The sequence below is a fragment of the Comamonas halotolerans genome (assembly GCF_030162935.1).
In the GTDB taxonomy this organism is placed as follows: domain Bacteria; phylum Pseudomonadota; class Gammaproteobacteria; order Burkholderiales; family Burkholderiaceae_C; genus Comamonas; species Comamonas halotolerans.
The window spans coordinates 36,766-58,854 of sequence record NZ_JASAUZ010000004.1; the positions used below are offsets into that span (position 1 = coordinate 36,766).

Sequence of the window (22,089 nt, forward strand, 5' to 3'; positions counted from 1 at the left end):
TAATAGTCTTACTTGGTGCCGAAAATACGGTCACCCGCATCGCCCAGACCGGGCAGGATGTAGCCATGGCTGTCCAGCTCGCGGTCAATGGCGGCGGTGTAGATATCCACATCAGGGTGGGCGGCTTGCATCGTCTTGATGCCTTCGGGAGCAGCCAGCAAGCACATGAACTTGATGGATTTGGGGGAGCACTTGTCCTTGAGTTGTTGCACGGCAGCGGCAGCGGAGTTGCCGGTTGCCAGCATGGGGTCGACCACGATCACGTCACGCTCACCCATGTTTTCCGGCATCTTGAAGTAGTACTCCACGGGCTGCAGGGTTTCGGGGTCACGGTACAGGCCAATGTGCCCAATGCGTGCACCGGGAACCACGTTCAACATGCCGTCCAGAAAGCCATTGCCAGCACGCAGGATGGAGACCAATGCCAGCTTTTTGCCGTCAATGACCTTGCCCACCATCTTTTCCATGGGGGTTTCGATTTCCAGATCTTGCAGCGGGAAGTCGCGGGTGATTTCGTAGGCCATCAAAGTCGACAGCTCACCCAGCATGCGTCGAAAGCTGTTGGTGCTGGCTTCCTTGCGGCGCATCAAGGTTAGTTTGTGCTGGACCAGGGGATGGTCGATGAGGTGGACTGTGCTCATAGTCAGTGTCGGTAAGGGGTAAAAGTGCGCGCAGCACCGTGGGCTTGAGGAATATGGCTGTATTTTCTGCCTCAAACGCATGGTATGTCACAGCACATTGCAATGGTCTGCATTGTGCTTATTTCTCAGGCGGACCGTGGAAAGTCCTTCTCTTGTCTGTGCGCGCAAGGGTGTTTTCTTTGACCCTGCGCACATTCACACAGCTTTTAGCGCTAGCAATTGTCAGTCAGTGCCCATTTGCCCAAATCCCCGCTGTGGCAGCAAAGGGCTGAATGCACCAGCACGCTTTTGCTGCGTGGCCTGCACGGCTTCCATCACATGGCTGTTACTCCAGATGCCGGCTTGCAACCAGCCCATCTGGCGCAGGCTATCTTGCACGCTGTGATCACGGGCATAGTCCAGCGCCTGCTTGCTGCCCCAGATGGCAACAGGGGGTTTGGCGGCAATTTCCTGGGCGCATTGCATGGCCGCTGCCAGCATAGCCGGCTGGTTGTCGAACACAGCGTTGACAAAGCCGTGTGCCTGCGCAGCCTGAGCGCTCCAACGCCGCCCTGTATAGGCCAACTCTTTTACCAGCCCCATGGGTAGCAACTTGGGCAGGCGCTGCAAGCTGCCCAGGTCAGCCACCATGCCAATATTGATCTCCTGCACGCAGAAAAATGCATCCTCTGTGGCGTAGCGAATGCAGGCACAGCAAACCATGTCCAACGCGCCGCCCACACAGCCGCCCTGAATGGCTGCAATCACCGGAGTGCGCAGTTGTTCCATGCGTGTAAAGACTTGCTGCATGTCCCATAGAAATTCAGTCAAGGCAGCTCGGCCTTCAGGGCTATGGTCCTTGGGAGCGAAGTCAGGCTTGGCAAAAGTGTCCAGCGCCATGCCCGCGCTGAAGTGCATGCCTGTGCTGCTGATCACCAGCGCGCGTACATCGCCTGAGGTCTGAATGTGAGTCAGCGCTGCATCCAAATCACGCCAAAAGCCTGGGTGCATGGTGTTCAGGCTTTCCGGCTTGTTCAGTTGCAGGTGCGCAATGCGATCCTGCAGTTGCAAGTGCATGACCGATAGAGTGGGAAGAGGAGTGCTGGATGGCATATGGCCTGGCACTGTAAAGAGTGCACAGGCACATGCAAAGTCACGCATTCCCTGAGGAGAATGCGTGATTCAGCGTTTTTTGCTGCCGGTCAAACTCCCAAGCACGCCTCGGAGCAACTGGCGTCCCAGCTGGTTCGTCATGTTGCGGGCGGTGGACTTGACCAGACTTTGCACCAGTCCGTCTTTTTTTCCACCCCGTGGGCCGGTTGTGCCAAAAAGGAAGTCATTCAAGCCATCCATCAAACCTCCTTCAGTGGTGGCGCTGTTGGCTGAGCCGCCATGGGCGCCACCGGTGGCAGTGGGGGCCTGCGCGGCGCGAGCTTGAAGAACTTCGTAAGCAGAGTCACGATCCACGGCTTTGTCATACAAGCCAGCCACGATGGAATTGGCCAGGAGGCTGCGGCGCTGGGTGTCTTCAATTGGCCCGATCTGGCTGCCAGGCGGAATCACGTATACACGCTGGGTAATACCAGGGCGGCCTTTCTCATCGAGGAAGCTGATCAACGCCTCCCCCACCGCCAGCTCGGTGATTGCCGCTTCAATATCCACCTCAGGGTTGGGACGCATGGTTTGAGCGGTGGCTTTGACAGCCTTTTGGTCCTTGGGTGTGAATGCGCGCAGCGCATGCTGGACGCGGTTGCCAAGTTGCGCAAGCACGCTGTCAGGAATATCCATGGGATTCTGGGTGACGAAATACACGCCTACGCCCTTGGAGCGCACCAGTCGCACCACCAGTTCAATGCGCTCCACCAGTACCTTGGGTGCATCGTTGAACAGCAAGTGCGCTTCGTCAAAAAAGAAAGCCAGTTTCGGTTTTTCGGGGTCACCAATTTCCGGCAATTGCTCAAACAGCTCTGAAAGCATCCACAACAAGAAGGTGGAGTACAGGCGCGGTGACTGCATCAGTTTGTCGGCGGCCAAAATATTGACGACACCTCGACCCTGAGCATCGGTCTGCATCAGATCGTCAATGTTGAGCATGGGCTCGCCAAAGAACTGATCACCACCTTCGCTTTCAATCTGTAGCAAACCACGCTGTATGGCTCCCACACTGGCCGCAGAGATGTTGCCGTATTCGGTGGTGAACTGCTTGGCATTCTCACCGACATGCTGCAGCATGGAGCGCAGGTCTTTGAGATCCAGCAACAGCATGCCGTTGTCATCGGCAATCTTGAAGACGATGTTGAGCACACCCATTTGTGTGTCGTTCAAACCCAACATACGGCCAATCAGCATAGGCCCCATGTCCGAAATGGTGGCGCGAACGGGGTGGCCCTGCTGGCCAAAAACATCCCACAGCGTACTCGGGCATAAGGTGGATGATGGCAGGTCAATGCCACGCTCTTGCAGTGAGGCTGCCAGCTTGCCTCCAATGCTGCCTGCCTGGCTGATGCCAGTCAGGTCGCCTTTGATGTCGGCTAAAAACACCGGAACACCGGCTAAAGAGAAGCTTTCTGCAATTTTTTGCAGGGTAACGGTCTTGCCGGTGCCTGTGGCTCCGGTGATCAAACCGTGTCGATTTGCCATGCCTGGCAAGATGGAACATTCAATCTCGCCACGTTGGGCAATGGGCAATGCTGGGGCCATGTTCGGGTTTCCTCTGTCAAGGTGCTCGGTCAAACGTAGAATCCGAGCCTAGTAGATTAAATCAAGACCAAAGGATTTCCTGTGGCAGGACATAGCAAATGGGCCAACATCCAGCACCGCAAGGGTCGCCAGGATGAAAAGCGTGGCCGTATCTGGACCCGAATCATTCGTGAAATTATGGTGGCAGCCCGTCAAGGTGGCGGTGATCTGAATGCCAATCCTCGTCTGCGTTTGGCTGTAGATAAGGCCAAGGCGGCCAATATGCCTGCTGACAACATCAAGCGCAATATCGACAAGGCCACCGGTAATCTCGAAGGCGTGACCTACGAAGAAATTCGCTACGAAGGTTATGGCATCGGAGGCGCCGCCATCATTGTTGACACCATGACGGACAACAAGGTGCGCACCGTGGCTGAAGTGCGCCATGCTTTCAACAAGCATGGTGGCAACATGGGCACTGAAGGCTCTGTGGCTTTCCAGTTCAAGCACTGTGGCCAAATCATCTTTGCTCCAGGCGTGTCTGAAGATCAGGTGATGGAAATCGGGCTGGAAGCAGGTGCCGAAGATGTGATCACGGACGATGAAGGGGCGATTGAAGTGCTGACTGCTCCTGGCGACTTTGAAGCCGTGAAGAACGCATTGGAGGCTGCTGGTCTGAAGCCTGAAGTGGCTGAAGTCACCATGCGTGCTGAAAATACCATTGAGTTGCAAGGCGAAGACGCTGAGCGTATGCAAAAGCTGTTGGACGTCCTTGAAGATCTGGACGATGTTCAAGACGTTTATCACAACGCGGACTTATGAAAATTCTTGTAATTGGCGGCGGTGGCCGTGAGCACGCCCTGGCGTGGAAGTTGGCACAGTCGCCCAAGGCGACCAAGGTGTTTGTGGCACCCGGTAACGGAGGCACTGCGCTGGCAGGCGGCAAGTTGCAGAACCTGCCCATTACCGATGTGGTGAAGCTGCGCGAATGGGCGCAAGCCGAAGGCGTGGCGCTGGCTGTGGTGGGGCCAGAAGCTCCATTGGCGGCAGGAGTGGTCGATGAATTTCGTGCCCATGGCCTGAAAGTGTTTGGCCCTACCAAGGCGGCTGCTCAGCTGGAATCCTCCAAGGCTTTCTCCAAGGCCTTCATGCGTCGCCATGGTATTCCCACGGCAGATTACGACACCTTCACCGATCCTGTTGCGGCGCACGCTTTCGTGGATCGTCTGGGTGCCCCAATCGTCATCAAGGCCGATGGTCTGGCCGCAGGCAAGGGCGTGGTCGTAGCCATGACCTTGCAAGAAGCGCACGATGCTGTGGACTTCATGCTGGTGGACAACAAATACGGCGTGCAGCACAACGAAGGCGGTGCGCGGGTTGTGATCGAAGAGTTCCTCTCCGGCGAAGAAGCTTCGTTCATCGTGCTGTGCGATGGTAAAAATGTGGTGGCCATGGCTACCAGCCAGGATCACAAGCGTCTCAAAGACAACGACGAAGGCCCCAACACTGGCGGCATGGGCGCATATTCTCCCGCCCCAGTGGTCACGGCTGACGTCCATGCCCGTGCCATGCGCGAAATCATCCTGCCGACCATCCGTGGTATGGAAAAGGACGGCGTGCCTTTCACCGGATTCCTGTATGCCGGCTTGATGATTGACGGCAATGGCCACCCCAAGACGCTGGAGTTCAACACGCGCATGGGTGATCCGGAAACGCAGCCCATCATGATGCGCCTGAAGAGTGATCTGGTGGATGTCATGCTGGCAGCCGTGGATGGCAAGCTTGACCAAGTGGAGCTGGAGTGGGATCGCCGTACCGCGCTGGGCGTGGTCATGGCTGCGTATGGTTACCCAGAATCTCCCCGCAAGGGCGATGTCATCACAGGCTTGCCTGCTGAAGCAGACGATGCCGTGGTATTCCATGCTGGCACGCAATTGAATGAAACCGGCGTACCTGTGACTGCCGGCGGCCGTGTGCTGTGTGTGACTGTGCTTGCGGACAATGTGCGTCAGGCGCAGCAACGCGTGTATGACGTGACGCGTGGCATCCACTTTGATGGCATGCAATACCGCCGCGATATCGGTTTCCGCGCGATCAAGAGCTGAGGAACTTTAGGTGCAAGAGCAAAAAGCCACAGTGGACAATGTGCGTGCCTATTTGTTGGGCTTGCAGGCCAGTATCACCCAGGCACTGGAATCAGTGGAAGCTGTTGCGGGTGCTGGTGCGGCCAGGTTTGTGGCCGATCCCTGGAAAAAAGGAGCAGATGAGCGCCTGCAGGGTGATGGCATCACCAAAATCCTGGAAAACGGCGTGGTGTTCGAACGTGCAGGCTGTGGCTTTTCGCATGTCAAAGGCGCGCAACTGCCGCCGTCTGCCACGCAGCATCGTCCTGAGCTGGCTGGCGCTCCATTTGAAGCCATGGGCGTCTCACTGGTGTTTCACCCGCGCAACCCTTATGTGCCTACGGTGCACATGAATGTGCGCATGATCGCTGCCGGCCATGATGCTCAGGAAAAAACGTGCTGGTTTGGTGGTGGCATGGATCTGACGCCGGTGTATGGCTTTGAAGAAGATGCCGTGCATTTCCACCAGACCTGCAAAGATGCGGTGGAGCCGTTTGGTGCGGACCTTTACCCTCGCTTCAAAAAATGGTGCGATGAGTACTTCTATCTGAAGCACCGTAATGAGCAGCGTGGTATCGGTGGCATCTTCTATGATGACTTCAGCGAGTTGGGGCAGGATCAGGGCTTTGCCATGATGCGCTCGGTGGGAGATGCTTTCCTGAAGGCTTATCTGCCTATCGTTGAAAAGCGAAAATCTGCCCACTATGGACCCGATCAGGTGGATTTTCAACGCTATCGCCGTGGGCGTTATGTGGAGTTCAATCTGGTCTGGGACAGAGGAACGCATTTTGGCTTGCAGTCGGGTGGACGCACTGAATCGATTCTGTTGTCCATGCCCCTGCATGCAGACTGGAGCTACCAGCGCAAGGACGCACCAGGCACTCCAGAAGCAGATTTGCTGAGCCAATACTTGGTGCGTCGCGACTGGCTTTGAGCCAAGGAAAACGCATTGGGAGCAGGAAAACTATAATTTCCATAGCTGCCGGCCTCAGGTCGCCTGTGGTCGGCATAATTTTTTTAGAAACACAATAAAAGCCCTGTCAGCGTGGGGCAGCATATGAAAGGGCTTTCAAGCCTTGCCAACCACCGCGCTATATTGACTGGAACTTTCAACCAAACATCGCCTGATGAGCACTTCCACAAAATCGGATTCCGCAGCCAAAAAAGACGTGACCAAACTTCAGCGTGCCATCGTCGATGGCTTGGAAGACGTCAAGGCACAAGATATTCAGGTTTTCAATACCGAGCATTTGTCGCCGCTGTTTGAGCGCGTGATCGTTGCTTCCGGTACTTCCAACCGCCAAACCAAGGCCCTGGCTTCCAGCGTGCGTGACGCTGTGAAGAAGGCAGGCTTTGCCGTGCCTCGCCATGAAGGTGAAGAAAACGGTGAATGGATCATCGTTGACTGCGGCCAGTGCGTGGTGCACATCATGCAGCCTAACATTCGCCAGTACTACCGCCTGGAAGAAATCTGGGGCGACAAGCCCGTACGTCTGAAACTTGGCGGTGCCAAGCCTTCCAAGATCTTTGCCTCCGAAGATGCCGAGGCAAAGCCTGTCAAAAAGCCCGCAGCCAAGAAAGCAGTGGCTGCTGTGGATGGCAAGACCGTGGTGAAGAAGGCTGCTGCCAAAAAATCGGCAGCCGTGAAGACTGCTGCTGAAAAGCCATCGGCTAAAAAACCTGCGGTGAAAAAGCCTGCCACCAAGAAACCTTCCGCAGTGAAGACCGTTGTGGTCAAGCCTACAGCGCCACGCGGCGGTGCGAAAAAGGCTGCTGCCAAGAAGGCATGAAACTGCTGATTGTGGCGGTAGGCCAGCATGTGCCAGATTGGGCACAGACGGCCTATGATGATTACGCCAAGCGCTTTCCGCCAGAACTCAAAGTTGAGCTCAAAGCTGTCAAAACAGAGCCTCGTGGCTCCAAGACAGTAGAGACTTTGTACGCTGCAGAGCGCAAACGTATCGAGGCGGCCATTCCACGGGGTACACGGATTGTGGTGCTGGATGAACGTGGAACCAACCTCACGACCAAAGCCCTGGCAGCACGCCTGCAAAACTGGCAGCTAGAAGGCGATGATGTGGCTCTGATCATTGGCGGGCCGGATGGACTTGATCCGGCCTTCAAACAATTGGCCCATGAAAAGATTCGCCTCTCGGACATGACGCTGCCGCACGCCATGGTGCGTGTGCTGTTGATTGAGCAGCTCTACCGTGCATGGTCAGTCAATGCGGGCCATCCGTATCACCGTGAATAAGCCGTCAGCTTGCTGAACGCCTAAGCCCTGCGCCTTGTGCGACAGGGCTTTGCTTTTTGCAAACCCCTCCAGGATTGCTAGTGTGGCAGCTGCATGGTACTATTTTTTTAGTAGCTTTTGGCGCTTGTTTTATAAGCGATAAAGCCATTTTTCAATTAGAAAAGACATGTCTGCATTTGTTTATCTTGCATCCCAAAGTCCCCGTCGCAGCCAATTGCTGCAGCAAATGAATGTGCGCCATGAGTTGCTGCTACCAAATGCTGACGGTGATATAGCCGAGGATGCGGAGGCGATCGAAGTGGTATCGCCGGGTGAATCACCGCGCGATTATGTGCAGCGTGTGACTGGCTTGAAGCTTGATGCCGCGGTTGATCGCCTTAGGCGCAGAGGCTTGGTTGCAGCCCCGACCCTGACCTCTGATACAACGGTTGCCTTAGGTGCAGAAATTTTGGGTAAGCCTGCGGATGCGGCAGAGGCAGAGGCCATGTTGCGCAAACTTTCGGGCCAGATGCATGAAGTGTTGACAGCAGTGGCTTTGCAAAATGGCAGCCAACGTCTGCAGGCTTTGTCTGTCTCAAAAGTGCGTTTCATGGCGATGAGCGATGCGCAGATCGACGCTTATGTTGCTTCTGGCGAGCCGTTTGGCAAAGCCGGGGCTTATGGTGTGCAGGGGCTGGCAGCTACCATGATTGAATATATCGAAGGCAGCTATTCCGGCATCATGGGGTTGCCTGTCTTTGAGACAGCACAGTTGCTGCGCCAAATTGGCTGGAAGGTGTAGCACCACGAGCAAGGGCGTTTTGCCCGTTCCCTCTTGGTAGAAATGACTCACAAAAAAACAGAAAACATGCAGCAAGATATTTTGATCAACTGGTCACCCCAAGAAACGCGTGTGGCGGTGGTAGAGCAGGGTGCGGTGCAAGAGCTGCATATCGAGCGCACGCTGGAACGTGGTCTGGTGGGCAACATCTACCTGGGCAAGGTTTCGCGCGTGTTGCCGGGTATGCAATCGGCTTTTATCGATATTGGTCTGGAGCGTGCTGCGTTCTTGCACGTGGCAGATGTGTGGCAGCGCCATGAAAGCGGTGATGCGCCGATGATTGCGCGCAAGAATGAGCCGCCAAAACCTATTGAGCACCAGGTGTTTGAAGGTCAGTCGATTGTGGTGCAGGTGATCAAGGATCCCATTGGCACCAAAGGTGCACGCCTGTCCACGCAGATCAGTATTGCAGGGCGCTTGCTGGTGCATCTGCCGCAGGACGAGCACATTGGCGTGTCGCAGAAAATCTCGCCCGAAGAGCGTGATGCACTGCGAACACGTCTGCAAAAGCTGGTAGGTCTGAAAGCCGATGGCGGAGGTGGTGGCTTTATTTTGCGCACCAACGGCGAAGATGCCAGCGATGAGGAGCTGGCTGAAGACATCAGCTATTTGCGCAAGACCTGGGCACGTGTTAAGAGTGCAGCTGTCACTTTGCCACCCATGTCGGTGTTGCACCAAGATCTGAATCTGCTGCAGCGCGTGTTGCGCGATCTGGTGGGAGAAAACACGCAGAGCATTCGCATTGATTCCCAGGAACAATTTGCCAAGCTGATGGCTTTTGGCAAAGAGTTCATGCCCAGTGCTGCACCCAAACTGCAGCTGTACAAAGGTGAGCGCCCTATATTTGATCTGTATTCGATCGATGAAGAGATTGCCAGGGCACTAGGAAAGCGTGTGGATCTCAAGTCTGGTGGCTACCTTGTCATTGATCAGACTGAGGCGTTGACTACGGTCGACGTCAATACTGGTGGTTACGTCGGAGCGCGCAATTTCGATGACACCATTTTCAAAACCAACCTGGAAGCGGCGCAAGCCATTGCACGGCAGCTGCGTTTGCGCAATCTGGGTGGCATCATCATTGCCGACTTTATCGATATGGCGCACGAAGAGCACCGTGAGCAAGTGCTGGAAGAGCTGAACAAGCAACTCAAGCGCGACCGTGTGAAGACGATGGCAGGCAGCTTTTCGCAGTTAGGTCTGGTCGAGATGACACGCAAGCGTACCCGTGAATCGCTGGCGCATATGCTGTGTGAGCCATGCCCTGTTTGCCAGGGCAAGGGCAGTGTGAAAACAGTGCGAAGCGTTGCCTATGAAATCTTGCGCGAGATCTTGCGTGAGGCACGCCAGTTCAATCCCAAAGAGTTTCGTGTTGTAGCCAATCCAGACGTGATTGATTTGCTGCTGGACGAAGAAAATCAGCACCTGGCCGGGCTGAGTGACTTTATCTGCAAGCCCATTTCTCTGCAGGCTGAAGGCACGTTGGCTCAAGAACAATACGATATTGTTTTGCTGTAGCCTGAAGTCGTATCGCATCTTGCACTGGAATAAAAAAGGGAGCATTGATTGCTCCCTTTTTTATTGATTGATGGATGTATGGGTCGACTGTTTCAGTGGTGCAGAAGACTGCCCATGGCTAGCACGGCGGCCACATTACGTGCGGCAGAGCGGACATTGAATTCAGCTTCAGCCATGGCCTCCTGGATGCTGCAAGCTCGGTTGAGCACGCTGAAAATGGCACCAATGCCGTGCCCATGCACCACATGGGCGTTGTTGCCCAAGCTGCCTGCAATGCCGATCACAGGTACTCCATGCTTGCGTGCAACTGTTGCCACTCCGAAAGGGGTCTTTCCAAAAATGGTTTGCTGGTCGATACGTCCTTCACCTGTGATGACCAGGTCCGCACCTTGTACGGCAGCATCCAGTCCAACTGCCTTGGCAATAATCTCGCAGCCTGGGCGCAACCGCCCCTTCAAGACAGCCAGCATCGCGGCGCCCATGCCACCAGCTGCGCCAGCTCCAGCGATTTGGTCCACATCAATACCTAAGTCACGCTCAATGACTTGAGCGAAGTGTTTCAAGTTGGCATCAAGTGTCTGCACCATCGCAGGCGTAGCCCCTTTTTGTGGCCCGAAAATGGCAGAGGCGCCACGTTCACCAGTGAGTGGGTTGTCCACGTCACAGGCGACTTCCACGGTGCATTCAAACAATCGGGCATCCAGGTCGCTGACGTCAATGCGCGCAAGCTGTGCCAGTGGAGCGCCGCCAGGGCCAATGTTTTTGTCGGCGGTATTCAACAGCTTCACTCCGAGTGCCTGCAGCATGCCTGCGCCGCCGTCGTTGGTAGCACTGCCTCCAATGCCCAAAATCAAGTGGCGAGCACCTGCGTCTAGTGCTGCTTTGATCAGTTCACCGGTGCCGTAGCTGGTAGTGACTTCCGGGTTGCGCTGGGCAGGAGGAACCAGGGCCAGACCACTGGCCGCAGCCATTTCGATCATGGCAGTGCGGCCGTCGCCAGTGAGAGCATAGAAGCTGCTGATGGGCTCACCTAGGGGGCCTGTGACATTGACTGCCACACGGCGACCTTGCGTGGCCTCGATCATGGCCTGCACTGTTCCTTCGCCGCCATCGGCCATGGGGATTTTGACGTAGTCGGCGTCTGGGAAGATCTCCTTGAAGCCCAGCTCGATCTGCGTGGCAACTTCCAGTGCAGAAAGACTTTCCTTGTAAGAGTCCGGGGCGATGACAATTTTCATTGGAGCCTGCTTGTTCAGCATGGATTTAAAGCATGAATGCACTGGCAGCCCAGATGCAGGCAAAAGTCACCAATCCCATTACGAGGGTGGAGGTGGTGAATACGCGCAGCGACTGTTGCATCTCGATGTTGGAGAACTTGGTTACCACCCAGAAATACGAGTCGTTGGCGTGAGAGGCAACAATGGAGCCAGCCCCAATGGCCAACACGGCAAACAGGCGGCCGGTTTCAGAATCCAGGCCAAAACTTGCCAGGCTGGGGTTGATGATGGCTGCAGTGGTCAAAGCTGCAACGGTGGAGGAGCCTTGCGCAGTCTTAAGCAAAGCTGCAATGATGAAAGGCACCAGCAGGCCCACGGAGGCGTTACCCAGAGCTTCGCCCAGAACGGAGCCAACGCCGGTTTCCTTGATCACCGCGCCGAACATGCCGCCAGCAGCAGTGATGATCAAAATGGGCCCAGCTTTGACGATGGCTTCTTCCAGCACGCGAGTGAATTCACCTTTTTGGCCGCCGTTCTTGCTCAACAACCACAGACCGCACAACATGCCTACCAGCAGAGCGATCACGGGGTTGCCCAGGAAGTGGAAATAGGTCGCGATGCCGTCCTTCATGCCCAAGGTAGTCAAGAGGGTAGAGATCGAGATCAGTACCAGCGGCAGAACCACGGGCAGCAAGGCATGAGAGAAGGCTGGAAGAGGGCGCTCGCTTTGCAGCACGTCAGTCTCTACTGCAGCAGGTTCATAGTTTTGGCCTTTGCTCATGAAGTTGGCCCAGTAGTAAGCTGCCAGCAAGCCAGGAATTGCAAACACCACGCCAGCCAAGATGAACAGGCCCAGGTTGGCTCCAACCGTATTGGCTGCAGCCAAAGCACCGGGGTGGGTGGGTACCAGACAGTGCACCGAGTACAGCGATGTGCCCAAAATGGCAGCCATTAAAGGCATGGGTGTCTTGGATTTCGCGCTGATGCTACGGGCGATACCGCTCAGGATGATGTAGCCGGTGTCGCAAAAAATGGTCAGGCCAGGGATGAAACCAGTCCATGCCAATGCAGGCTTGGCATTGCGCTCTCCCGCTTTTTTCAGGATGTGGGTGGCAATGCTCAAGGCACCGCCACTTTTTTCCATGCACACCGCAATGGCAGCACCAAAAATGATGATGAAGGAAATACCACCCAAGGTGTTGCCAAAGCTGGTCTTGAGCAGGTCAACCACTTTGGGCAAGGGCACGCTGGTGGTCAGCGCCAGCACGATGGACACGGCAAACAGCGAGCCGAATACGCTGAATTTGACCTTGGCCGTCAAATAGACAATGGCCACAATGCTGAGGGCCACCAGAATGGAAGAAATAGCAATACTGCTCATAGCTAGGTACCTGATTTTGGGGAAATCGTGCGCTGTAAGTGGCTAGCGTCTTTACATCAGGATGTGTGCAATAGTGCCCAAAGGCAAGGAGAACACCCCGGTCGGCGATGCCGCAATCTTTGCGTGCATGGCGAGCCATCGTGGGCGATTATAGGTGGCTGCGTGCACCAAGATGGGCGTATGCAGTACGAGCAATTACCTAAGTAAGTCTCATAGAAAGGGGTATGGACGGCACCTGCATTTCAGCAGGTCAGCGGCTGTGGCGCTGCTAAGAGGGGTTTAGGGAACATAAAAAAAGAGCCTGTGAAAGTCTCCTTTTTTGGATGGGTACGCAAGTCTTCAAAGCTTGCGCAGACGCGCAAGCGCAGCCAGCAGGGTTTCATCCCTTTTTGCAAAGCAAAAGCGCACGACTTTCTGGTCAAACCCGTCGCCGTAGAAGGCAGATAAGGGAATTGCGGCTACGCCGAGCTCTTGCACCAGCCATTGGCAAAAGTCGGATTCATTCAGATCGGTAACGGCCGAAATGTCTACGCATTGAAAGTAGGTGCCAGCGGTTGGCAGCAGCTTCAAACGGGTTTCGCGCAGCCCCTGGGCAAACAAATCCCGTTTGCGTTGGTAGAAGGCTGGCAGTTCAAGGTAGGGCTTGGGATCAGCCATATAACTGGCCAAGCCTACCTGCATGGGCGTGTTGACAGTGAAAACGTTGAACTGGTGCACCTTGCGAAACTCTGCCGTCAGCGCAGCAGGTGCAGCCACGGTGCCAACTTTCCAGCCAGTGACGTGATAGGTCTTGCCAAAGCTGGACACAATAAATGCGCGTGCTGCCAAACCAGGAAAACGTGCAGCACTTTCATGCGCTGCACCGTCAAACACCATGTGCTCGTACACCTCGTCGCTGATGAGCAGCACATTCGTCGGCGCCAGTAAATCTTCCAGCTGCTGCATTTCGCTGGCAGTCCATATTGTGGCGCTGGGATTGTGTGGAGTGTTGATGATCAGCAGCCGTGTCTTAGGGGTGATCGCGGCAGCAATCTTGGCAAAGTCTGGCCGGAAGGTGCCTGGCGTGAGTGGCACGCGCACGATGACGCCACCGGCAAGCTCAATATTGGGAGCATAACTGTCATAGCAGGGGTCAAGCACGATGACTTCATCGCCCGCGTGCACGGTGGCGAGGATGGCGGTCAGAATGGCCTGAGTGGCACCTGCGGTGATCGTAATTTCCGTATTGGCATCGTAATGTTTGCCGTGCAGATCCTGGATCTTGGTGGCAACGGCTTCACGCAACTGAGCCACACCGGGCATGGGTGGGTATTGGTTATGACCAGCTTGCATGGCTGCGGAGACTGCATCGAGCAGTCTGGGATCGCAGCCAAAGTCAGGGAAGCCTTGGCCCAGATTGACAGCTTGGTGCTGGTTGGCCAGCGCTGACATGACTGAAAAAATAGTCGTGCCGACATGCGGCAGCTTGCTGGGGAATACGGGGGTTACGGGCGTTGTCATGGAAAAAATGGGATGCCTGAGGGCTTTCCGGATCTTTGCGAGCAAATCAGAGTTCGTAGTCGTTCACATGGCCGTTCATGGCACGCAGAATCAGGTCGCGTGAAAGGCGATCACTGAGCGTCTCTGCAAATTTGTAAACGAAATTTCGCAAATAGGCTCCACGTTTGAAGGCGACGCGCGCGACGCTTTGACCAAACAAATGACCCATGGGACGTGAGATTAGGTCTTGTCCATGGTCATCACGCATGGCCATTTCTGCAACAATGCCAATGCCCAGGCCAAGGCGAACGTATGTCTTGATCACGTCGGAGTCGATGGCCTCCAACACGATGCGAGGTTCAATCTTGCGCGTGGCAAATGCTGCATCCACCTTGCCACGCCCTGTGAATGAAGGGTGGTAGGTGATAAGGGGTTCATTGATCAAATCATCCAGACCAATGCGTTCTTTGGTCGCCAAGGGGTGGCCTGTGGGCACCACTAAAACGTGCTGCCACTCGTAGCATGGCAAAGTTACCAAGTCTGGGTAGTCGGCTAACGACTCTGTAGCCATGCCGATTTCAGCAACTTCGTCCAGTACCATGCGCGCCACTTCATGGGGCGTAGCCTGATGCAGGCTGATGTTGACTTTAGGGTAGCTGCTGCGCAATTTTGCGACTGCATGTGGAAGCACGTAGCGCGCCTGCGTGTGCGTGGTGGCAATGCTCAGTGTGCCGCTGTCTTGGGCACTGAATTGCTCTCCAATACGTTTGAGGTTGCCCACTTCTCGCATGATGAGTTCAATGCTTTTGAGAACGTGCTGGCCTGGCTCTGTTATGCGCTTGAGCCGTTTGCCGTGGCGCGCAAAAATATCGACGCCCAGCTCCTCTTCCAATTCGATGATGGCCTTGGAAACACCGGGTTGCGAGGTGTGCAGAGCTTTGGCCGCTTCAGTCAGATTGAGATTGCGGCGTGCAGCTTCTTGGACAAAACGAAATTGATGAAGATTCATAAGAGGATGTCGGCAACGATGTTTTCATCATTATGAATGAAATATCTAAAGATGTGTTTTTTTATGCAATGTGCTGCAGTGCTATCTGTGCCAGCAGTTCGGTAACTCGGGGGTCTTCGCCAACGGCAGTGGCTATGGAAAAGCGTATCTGCGGATGTTCATTGCGCAGAAGGTCCACGAGGGCTGGCAAGTCATTGCGTGCGTGTCGACCCGTACCCAGAAACATGGGCAGAACGGTGATGTCGGTACAAGCTTGCTTGATAAGGCTCTGGCTGGCGGTAGAGAGATCGGGCTGTGTCAGCTCCAGATAGGCACAAACACAGTGTGCTTCTGGATGCAAGGCTTTTAGCATGCGTGCCACCGCTTCAATGGGTTCTCGCCATAGAGGATCACGGGAGCCATGGGCAAAAAAAATGATGCCGCGCTTGGGCGGCATCTGGTTCAGCGGCGTATCACCAACCATGCAAACGCACCGAGAGAAAGTAATGAGTAGATCAGGCCAGGTGCAGCTGCGGTCAGCATTGGCGACCACTGCTGCAAATTGCCTGCAAAGCCAAACACATTGTTAAGCAAGAAGAAGCTGATGCCTGCCATCACGCCTCCAAACACATAGCCTGCAATGCCGCCAGAGCGGAAATGCAGATAGGCAAATGGCAGTGCCAATACAACCATCACCAAACAGCTCAAGGGGTAGAACACCTTACGCCAGAACTCAATCTCATACTTCTGTGCAGATTGGTCGTTGGCCTTCAAGTGCTGTATGAACTGAAACAGCTCAATGGTAGGCATGCGGTCGGGCTTGTGGATGGATGCAATCAGCATCTCACTGCTGATGCTGGATGGCCATTGCAGATCTTTGGTTTCGCGCTGGAGGTTGGCAGATACCGGAGTGGTGCTGTCGTCATACTGAAACCGCGCAACACGGGCTTGGCTGAGTGACCACGTAGGAGCATCTTCCTCAATTTGCGCTGTATCGGCATGGATTTGCAGCACCATACGGCCTTGTGGATCAAACTCGAAAATGCGAACCCCTGTCAGGGCGCCATCAGCGCGCACCGTGCGTACGTTCACTGCAAGGGTGTTGCCTTGCTTGTTCTTCTCTTTGAGCCATGCGCCGGTAGACCCTTGGGTGGATGTTTTGCCGAGGTATTTGGCTTGCGCTGCCATGCCGAAACGTTCTGCTGCTGGTGCAATATAGTCACCCACCAAAATGGTCAGCACCACAAAACCTGCGCCCAATGTGAGCATGGTACGCAAAGCCAGCCAAGGGCCCAGGCCACTGGTTCGCATGATGGTGAATTCAGAGCTCTGCGCAAATCGTGCCATCACGAAGATGCTGCCGATAAGGACTGCAATCGGCAGCAATTCATATAGATGCTTGGGCAATGACAGGGTTACTGTGAGCAGTGCATGCCAGACGGTATAAGTCGCACTGCCAACTTCCTTGCCTACATCTCCCATTTCATCGAGCAGATCGAAAAAAAAGAACATGGCCAGAAAAGCCAGCACCACGAAACCAATGGCAGAGATGGTGTCGCGATAAATCAGTTTGCGCAGGGTTTTCATGCGTTCACCCCACGGCGTTGCCATAGGTCTTTCAGATGCCAGCGATTGTGGCGAACGGCCAGTCCCAAAATGGCGATTGCCAAGATGCTGCCATGAATGCCTAGCAGGTAGGTGGCCAAAGAGATACGGCCGGAGGCCACCCAGCTCTGTCCCATGCTCATCAGGTTGTAGTAAACCACGAAGGCCAGCAACGCGACGACGAGACTTGTGCTCTGACCAGCGCGAGGGTTGACGATGGTGATAGCCAAGGCGAGTACCAGTAGATTCAGTGCTGCCAGGGGGAGGCCAGCACGCCAGCCAGCTTCTGCCATGTATACAGGAGAGCTGTTCTTGAGCAGCTCGGGGGTGGAAATTGCGCGGGCCGTCAGTCGTGCCTGGGTACCGCTATTTTCTTCCAGGCGCAGTGTGTAAGTGTCGAAGTGCGTGAGCTTGATCTGCCCGCTGGCATGGTTGGTTTCCACACGTTGGCCTTCAGTGAGTACCGCATTGCGAGCACCATTCACGACCTGAATTTGGGCGCTCTTCGAAGAAGTAACAATTTCGCGATCCTTGCGTTGCTCGACCAGAAAGATATTGCTGGCCGATTCTTCGGAGATGCTGTCTTTGTCAATGAAAATGACTCGGCTGCCATCGGATGATTCCTGAAACTCGCCAGGTGCAATTCGGTCAATATCGCTGCGCTGCTCAAACTGTGCGCGCAATTCTTGCACCTGTTGATTGCTCCAAGGCCACACCAGCAAGCCCAATACTGCAATCACTGCCACAATGGGCCATGCAAATCGCAAGATGGGTTTGAGTTGGCTGGCCAGACCTTGACCACTGGCAAACCAGATAGCCATTTCGCTATCACGGTACATGCGCGAGAGCGTGCCTACCACGGCAACAAACAGGCTCAAGGTCAAGATGGTCGACATTTGCCCCAGCACGGTAAACCCCATGACCAGCATGACGTCCGATGGGCTGACCGAGCCTTTGGTGGCTTGGCCCAGTGTACGGATCAGCATCATGGTCATGACCACGGTGATGAGTACCACCAAGGTGGCACCGAAGCTGCGGCTCAGCTCCTTACGTATGGATGAATCGAATAACATTGGCAAAAAAGGAAAACGCCGATTATGAACTTTGAACTGAAGGCTTTGAATCTGTCCAGCGCTGCTGCTGCAAAGTGCGATCTTCTTTTATTGTTGGTGCCAGAGTCATTCAAGCCACAACAAGACCCTTTGTCGGCGCTTGTGCGTAGTGCCTTGAAACACGGTGACTGGTCACAAGCGTCCGGGAAACAGTTGCATTTGTACCAGCCCCAGGGGGTTCAGGCACGCCGTGTGTTGCTGGTGGGTGTAGGTGAGGGCCAGGTGCGTGATGTCCGTGCAGCGCTGACAGGCGCGGGAGCCTTGTTGAAGGCAGAGGGTGTGAAGCACGCCATGATTTGTCTGAGTGCGATGGCCGGTGCTCAAGAGCAGGAGGCAGTGCGGGCAGTGGTGCAATGCGTATCGGATGTTTCTTACGTCTATACCCTGACCAAGCCTCAGGCCAAGGCCTGCGCACTGAGCAAAGTGACTGTCGGCGTTGAGGATAAGCGCGCGCATGCTCAGGTATTTGAACAAACAGTAGCAGTCGCTTTGGGTCAAGCTCTGGCCAAGGAGTGGGGTAACCGCCCTGCCAACCATGCCACTCCAAGTCTGCTGTCCAAAGCTGCTAAAGAGTTGGCACAGCATGCGCAGATTGAGTGCAAAGTGCACGGTCCCAAAGAAGTTGCCAAGCTAGGTATGGGGGCGTTCCTTGCGGTAGCGCAAGGCTCCAAAGAGCCTTTGCAGTTCATTGAGTTGAGCTACAACGGCGCAGCCAAGTCTCAAGCGCCTGTGGTGCTGGTGGGCAAAGGCATTACGTTCGATACCGGAGGTATCTCGCTCAAGCCTGCAGCTGCCATGGATGAGATGAAGTTCGATATGTGCGGTGCAGCCAGTGTGCTGGGTGTCTTCCGTGCACTGGCCGAACTCAAGCCGGCTATCAATGTGGTGGGCTTGATCCCTGCTTGTGAAAACATGCCTGATGGTGCAGCCGTCAAGCCTGGAGATGTCGTTACAAGCATGAGTGGTCAGACCATTGAGATCCTCAATACCGATGCGGAAGGCCGTTTGGTGCTGTGTGATACCTTGACCTATGCAACACGTTTCAAGCCCTCGGCTGTGATTGACATTGCGACTTTGACCGGTGCATGTGTAATTGCCTTGGGAGGAGTGCGCTCTGGCATGTATGCGAATCAGGATTCATTGGGTCTCGCGTTGCAGCAAGCTGGCGAAAAGAGTCACGATTTGTGCTGGCGCATGCCACTGGATGATGATTACGCTGAAGGTCTGAAGAGCAATTTTGCCGATGTGGGTAATGTGGCTGGCCGGGCTGGTGGTTCAATCACCGCAGCGAAGTTTTTGCAGCGCTTCGTAGCAGACATGGCTTGGGCGCACCTGGATATTGCTGGCACTGCCTGGAAAGAAGGTGCAGCCAAGGGGGCAACGGGTCGACCAGTGCCTTTGCTAGTGCAGTATTTGCTGGATGTTGCACAGCAGCCAGCCGCCAAAGTGCCCAAGGCGTCGACCGCCGTCAAACGTATGCGTAAACCAGCGGCCAAGACCGAAGGTTTGCAGGTCAAAGCTCCTGTGAAAGCGCCGCAAGTTTGATGACCGCATCGTCCAAGCCACAGGTGGCATTTCATTTCAATGCGCCGGACAAGCTCGATTATGCCTGTCGCTTTATTCGTAAAGCGCTGCGCCATGATGCGCGCGTGACCGTGGTTGCTCCTCTGGAGCGACTGCGTCAATTGTCTACGCGGCTTTGGAAATTTGCCGGGCATGAGTTTTTGGCCCATGCCGTGCAAGGTGATGATGCTGAGCTTGTTGCGCTTGCGCCTGTGCTCTTGGTGGAGTCGGCAGCAGCCAGTGTTCATCGCGATGTACTGCTGAATTTGGGGATGGACATGCCTGACGGCTTTGACTCATTTGCCAAAGTAGTGGAAGTGGTCTCAAGCTTTGACGAGCAAGATCGCGCCATGGCTCGTGTAAGGTGGCGCAGCTATCAAAGTGCTGGTCATGTGATAGAGCGCTTTGATCTTGTTCTGAAGGAAGGAGGATGAGTGATGTCTGGTAGGGATAGTCGCCAGCCTCCGCGCTTCGTGCCCACATTGACCGATGTTGTGCAGGAGGCAGTGCATGTGCCGCCTGCAGCAAACTCCGTGGAATATGTCCTTGCGCAGACTCCTGTTCTGGGGGCTGAAGAGGTGGCGTTTGCAGGACAAAGTGCCCAGACAGCCCAGAGCGCGAATGAACCAGATTGGGCCCAGACGGCAAAGGCTATACAGTCCAAGGTGATGGAGCGTATCGACACAGACTTGGAAGAGCGCTTGCGTTATGCCCTGTCCGAGATGGTGCAGTTGCACACGCAGGCTCTGTACCAGGCAATTCGCCAAGATGTGGAAGATTTGGTGCGCACCTCTGTCCATGAGGCAATTGCGCAAGAGCTAGCTCTCATGCGCGATACTCAAAATCGTGATGACCCGGAGGGGGGGGCTTAGCGCTGCAGTGCCTCAGGGTTCAAAATATTGCTTGGTTGGCCGTGGATGAAATTCAGCACATTGTCAAAGGCAGAGCCAAAGTACAGCTCATAACTGTCTTGCTCTACATAGCCTATATGAGGGGTACAGATACAGTTTTCCATGCGCAACAGCGATTGCCCTTGCAAGATTGGCTCACTCTCGAATACGTCGACTGCTGCTAGCCCGGGGCGACCTTGTTGCAAAGCCCTGGTCAATGCATCTGGTTCAATCAGTTCTGCTCGTGCTGTATTCACCAGCAATGCCGTAGGCTTCATGCAAGCCAGATCCTGGCTTCGCACAATGTGCTGCGTGTGTTCGTTCAGCCTCAGATGCAAGGAGAGGACATCACAGGTGGAAAAAAAATCCTCTTTGCTTGGTGCAGCGATATAACCGTCTTGCTGTGCCTTGAGCCGTGAAGTGTCACTGCCCCAGACGATGACTTGCATGCCAAATGCTTTGCCGTAGCCGGCTACGATTTGCCCAATGCGGCCATAGCCCCAAATACCCAAAGTGCGACCACGCAAGGTGGTGCCGATCGCAAAATTAGGTGGCATGGAGGCAGCTTTAAGACCGGACTGCTGCCATGCACCGTGCTTGAGATTGGAGATGTACTGTGGCAGGCGGCGCATCGCAGCCATGATGAGCGCCCACGTTAGCTCTGCTGGAGCAATCGGCGAGCCTATGCCCTCAGCAATTGCTACGCCGTGGTCTGTACAGGCTTGTACATCAACGTGCGGGCCTGCCCTGCCTACTTGTGCGATGAGTCTGAGCTTCGGAAGCTTTTCAATCAGCTGACGCGTGATCGGTGTGCGCTCACGAATCAGTACCAGAACCTCTGCATCACGCAGTCGCACTGCAAGCTGACCAACGCCTTTGACGGTATTGGTGAAGACCTTGATGTTGAACCCATCCAAGCGTGTTGTGCACTGGAGTTTTCGGACAGCATCTTGGTAGTCGTCCAGAATAACAATGTTCATGGGCAATGGAGGCTGAGTGGCAAGAGCGGGAGATTCAGCGCAAACTCGAAAGGTATTGCAGCAGAGCTTGCATTGTCCTATACCTGCCACTTATTAGGCATGCGGATAAACACATCTCGTGTACGGCACTGCGATATTTGTAAGTATTCCCTACTGAAGAGGATGACACATCGGTGTAAGGCGGCAGTTTGACGAGGTGCTTTAGCGCTTGGCTTGCAGCCTGGTAATGTGGGGTGTAGCAGGCAAAACAGACTTCGCACGCTCCCAAGTCAGACGCACATCGGTTTTATCAGCCGAGCGATAGGTGAAGTTGTGGCTCAGCAACCCCCCACTGCTGGGCATGATGGGTTGGCGTGATGTGGACAGAGGTGTGGCACTCATAATTCCTCCTGTCGGTGTATTTGAAGCCTGAGCTTCCATTCGCTGCGACATCTGAATCATGCCGCATTTTTGTCGGCTGAGTCCGCTTGGTTCACTCTTCTTGCTGTCAGCTGTTCGGGGTGTGTGTATGACAGTCAAATGATGGCATTGGAATATTTTTGCGTTCGAACTAGTGCATGGCGATGCGCCAAGCATTAAGTGTTTCTTGAGCAGCCAACTCGTCAAGAGCCGCGCAGACATCAGCAAGTTTGCCAGAGAGGGCAAAGCGCTGGTTATCTCCATCTTTGGTACGCCGCATCAGCCGTACGTTGCCACTGTAGGCGTTGCAATCAAGTGGCACATAGGGATTGTCAGTGAAAGTGGTTTGGTTACTGGCAGCATCAGAGGCTGCATCAATGCGGGTCAAAGGCAGGTTGCAGTGCAGAAGTTGCATGGCGATATCCTCCAGGTTGGGTATTTAAGGCAAAAACAGGCGACAGCTA

General features: G+C 54.8%; 23 protein-coding genes. 10 read left to right on the forward strand and 13 right to left on the reverse strand.

The window, feature by feature from the left end:
• Positions 1-8: 8 nt before the first annotated feature.
• From upp to QEP11_RS04780, 3 genes are all read right to left on the reverse strand, one after another.
• Positions 9-641, reverse strand: coding sequence for a uracil phosphoribosyltransferase (gene upp, locus QEP11_RS04770; RefSeq protein WP_284335495.1), 633 nt, complete (start codon positions 639-641; stop codon positions 9-11).
• Between the two features lie 222 nt (positions 642-863).
• The gene (locus QEP11_RS04775; protein ID WP_284335496.1) at positions 864-1,697 is read right to left on the reverse strand and encodes an enoyl-CoA hydratase-related protein; all 834 of its coding nucleotides are present in this window, start codon (positions 1,695-1,697) and stop codon (positions 864-866) included.
• Positions 1,698-1,802: 105 nt separating this feature from the next.
• Positions 1,803-3,320, reverse strand: a complete 1,518-nt coding sequence (locus QEP11_RS04780; RefSeq protein WP_284335497.1) for a helicase HerA-like C-terminal domain-containing protein — start codon at positions 3,318-3,320, stop codon at positions 1,803-1,805.
• Positions 3,321-3,401: 81 nt separating this feature from the next.
• Between QEP11_RS04780 and QEP11_RS04785 the strand changes: the two genes are divergently transcribed.
• The 7 genes from QEP11_RS04785 to rng all read left to right on the forward strand — a co-directional run bounded on the left by QEP11_RS04785 (position 3,402) and on the right by rng (position 10,011).
• Positions 3,402-4,121: a YebC/PmpR family DNA-binding transcriptional regulator gene (locus QEP11_RS04785; protein WP_284335498.1), complete on the forward strand. Its 720-nt coding sequence runs from the start codon at positions 3,402-3,404 to the stop codon at positions 4,119-4,121.
• Positions 4,118-5,404, forward strand: coding sequence for a phosphoribosylamine--glycine ligase (gene purD, locus QEP11_RS04790; protein WP_284335499.1), 1,287 nt, complete (start codon positions 4,118-4,120; stop codon positions 5,402-5,404). The genes QEP11_RS04785 and purD overlap by 4 nt, the downstream gene beginning before the upstream one ends.
• Before the next feature lie 10 nt (positions 5,405-5,414).
• Positions 5,415-6,356, forward strand: coding sequence for an oxygen-dependent coproporphyrinogen oxidase (hemF, locus tag QEP11_RS04795; protein ID WP_284335500.1), 942 nt, complete (start codon positions 5,415-5,417; stop codon positions 6,354-6,356).
• 193 nt (positions 6,357-6,549) lie between these two features.
• Entirely contained in the window at positions 6,550-7,212 is a 663-nt protein-coding gene (gene rsfS, locus QEP11_RS04800) for a ribosome silencing factor (RefSeq protein WP_284335501.1), read from the forward strand.
• Positions 7,209-7,676, forward strand: a complete 468-nt coding sequence (gene rlmH, locus QEP11_RS04805; protein WP_219161980.1) for a 23S rRNA (pseudouridine(1915)-N(3))-methyltransferase RlmH — start codon at positions 7,209-7,211, stop codon at positions 7,674-7,676. Before rsfS ends, rlmH begins: the two co-directional genes overlap by 4 nt.
• A gap of 166 nt (positions 7,677-7,842) precedes the next feature.
• Positions 7,843-8,457 carry a Maf family protein gene (locus tag QEP11_RS04810; RefSeq protein WP_284335502.1) on the forward strand — a complete coding sequence of 205 codons (615 nt, stop codon included), beginning with the start codon at positions 7,843-7,845 and terminating at the stop codon, positions 8,455-8,457.
• A gap of 66 nt (positions 8,458-8,523) precedes the next feature.
• A complete protein-coding gene (gene rng, locus QEP11_RS04815) occupies positions 8,524-10,011 on the forward strand; it encodes a ribonuclease G (RefSeq protein ID WP_284335551.1) in 1,488 nt (495 codons plus the stop codon).
• A gap of 92 nt (positions 10,012-10,103) precedes the next feature.
• On the opposite strand, the gene QEP11_RS04820 is transcribed toward rng, so the two are convergent.
• The 7 genes from QEP11_RS04820 to lptF all read right to left on the reverse strand — a co-directional run bounded on the left by QEP11_RS04820 (position 10,104) and on the right by lptF (position 17,754).
• Positions 10,104-11,249: a glycerate kinase gene (locus QEP11_RS04820; protein ID WP_284335503.1), complete on the reverse strand. Its 1,146-nt coding sequence runs from the start codon at positions 11,247-11,249 to the stop codon at positions 10,104-10,106.
• A 25-nt stretch (positions 11,250-11,274) separates the two neighbouring features.
• On the reverse strand, positions 11,275-12,609 hold the full coding sequence (locus QEP11_RS04825) for a GntP family permease (RefSeq protein ID WP_284335504.1): 1,335 nt from the start codon (positions 12,607-12,609) through the stop codon (positions 11,275-11,277).
• Between the two features lie 339 nt (positions 12,610-12,948).
• Complete coding sequence (locus QEP11_RS04830) at positions 12,949-14,109, reverse strand: pyridoxal phosphate-dependent aminotransferase (protein WP_284335505.1); 1,161 nt, start codon at positions 14,107-14,109, stop codon at positions 12,949-12,951.
• Between the two features lie 46 nt (positions 14,110-14,155).
• On the reverse strand, positions 14,156-15,097 hold the full coding sequence (locus QEP11_RS04835) for a CysB family HTH-type transcriptional regulator (RefSeq protein WP_284335506.1): 942 nt from the start codon (positions 15,095-15,097) through the stop codon (positions 14,156-14,158).
• Between the two features lie 61 nt (positions 15,098-15,158).
• Positions 15,159-15,560 carry a sirohydrochlorin chelatase gene (locus QEP11_RS04840; RefSeq protein ID WP_284335507.1) on the reverse strand — a complete coding sequence of 134 codons (402 nt, stop codon included), beginning with the start codon at positions 15,558-15,560 and terminating at the stop codon, positions 15,159-15,161.
• Positions 15,539-16,663 (reverse strand): LPS export ABC transporter permease LptG, encoded by a 1,125-nt coding sequence (gene lptG / locus QEP11_RS04845; RefSeq protein ID WP_284335552.1) that lies wholly within the window; start codon positions 16,661-16,663, stop codon positions 15,539-15,541. The genes QEP11_RS04840 and lptG overlap by 22 nt, the downstream gene beginning before the upstream one ends.
• The gene (lptF, locus tag QEP11_RS04850) at positions 16,660-17,754 is read right to left on the reverse strand and encodes an LPS export ABC transporter permease LptF (RefSeq protein ID WP_284335508.1); all 1,095 of its coding nucleotides are present in this window, start codon (positions 17,752-17,754) and stop codon (positions 16,660-16,662) included. The genes lptG and lptF overlap by 4 nt, the downstream gene beginning before the upstream one ends.
• 24 nt (positions 17,755-17,778) lie before the next feature.
• On the opposite strand from lptF, the gene QEP11_RS04855 reads away from it, so the two are divergent.
• From QEP11_RS04855 to QEP11_RS04865, 3 genes are read left to right on the forward strand one after another with little or no spacing between them, the layout of a single operon-like run.
• Positions 17,779-19,338 (forward strand): leucyl aminopeptidase, encoded by a 1,560-nt coding sequence (locus tag QEP11_RS04855; protein ID WP_284335509.1) that lies wholly within the window; start codon positions 17,779-17,781, stop codon positions 19,336-19,338.
• Positions 19,338-19,790 (forward strand): DNA polymerase III subunit chi, encoded by a 453-nt coding sequence (locus QEP11_RS04860; protein WP_284335510.1) that lies wholly within the window; start codon positions 19,338-19,340, stop codon positions 19,788-19,790. The genes QEP11_RS04855 and QEP11_RS04860 overlap by 1 nt, the downstream gene beginning before the upstream one ends.
• Before the next feature lie 3 nt (positions 19,791-19,793).
• Complete coding sequence (locus QEP11_RS04865) at positions 19,794-20,228, forward strand: hypothetical protein (RefSeq protein ID WP_284335511.1); 435 nt, start codon at positions 19,794-19,796, stop codon at positions 20,226-20,228.
• Here QEP11_RS04865 and QEP11_RS04870 read toward each other — a convergent pair.
• The 3 genes from QEP11_RS04870 to QEP11_RS04880 all read right to left on the reverse strand — a co-directional run bounded on the left by QEP11_RS04870 (position 20,225) and on the right by QEP11_RS04880 (position 22,040).
• A complete protein-coding gene (locus tag QEP11_RS04870) occupies positions 20,225-21,226 on the reverse strand; it encodes a D-2-hydroxyacid dehydrogenase family protein (RefSeq protein ID WP_284335512.1) in 1,002 nt (333 codons plus the stop codon). The two genes, QEP11_RS04865 and QEP11_RS04870, sit on opposite strands and share 4 nt — an antisense overlap.
• Positions 21,227-21,427: 201 nt before the next feature.
• A complete protein-coding gene (locus QEP11_RS04875) occupies positions 21,428-21,607 on the reverse strand; it encodes a hypothetical protein (RefSeq protein WP_284335513.1) in 180 nt (59 codons plus the stop codon).
• 169 nt (positions 21,608-21,776) lie between these two features.
• Complete coding sequence (locus tag QEP11_RS04880; protein ID WP_284335514.1) at positions 21,777-22,040, reverse strand: hypothetical protein; 264 nt, start codon at positions 22,038-22,040, stop codon at positions 21,777-21,779.
• Between the last annotated feature and the right edge of the window lie 49 nt (positions 22,041-22,089).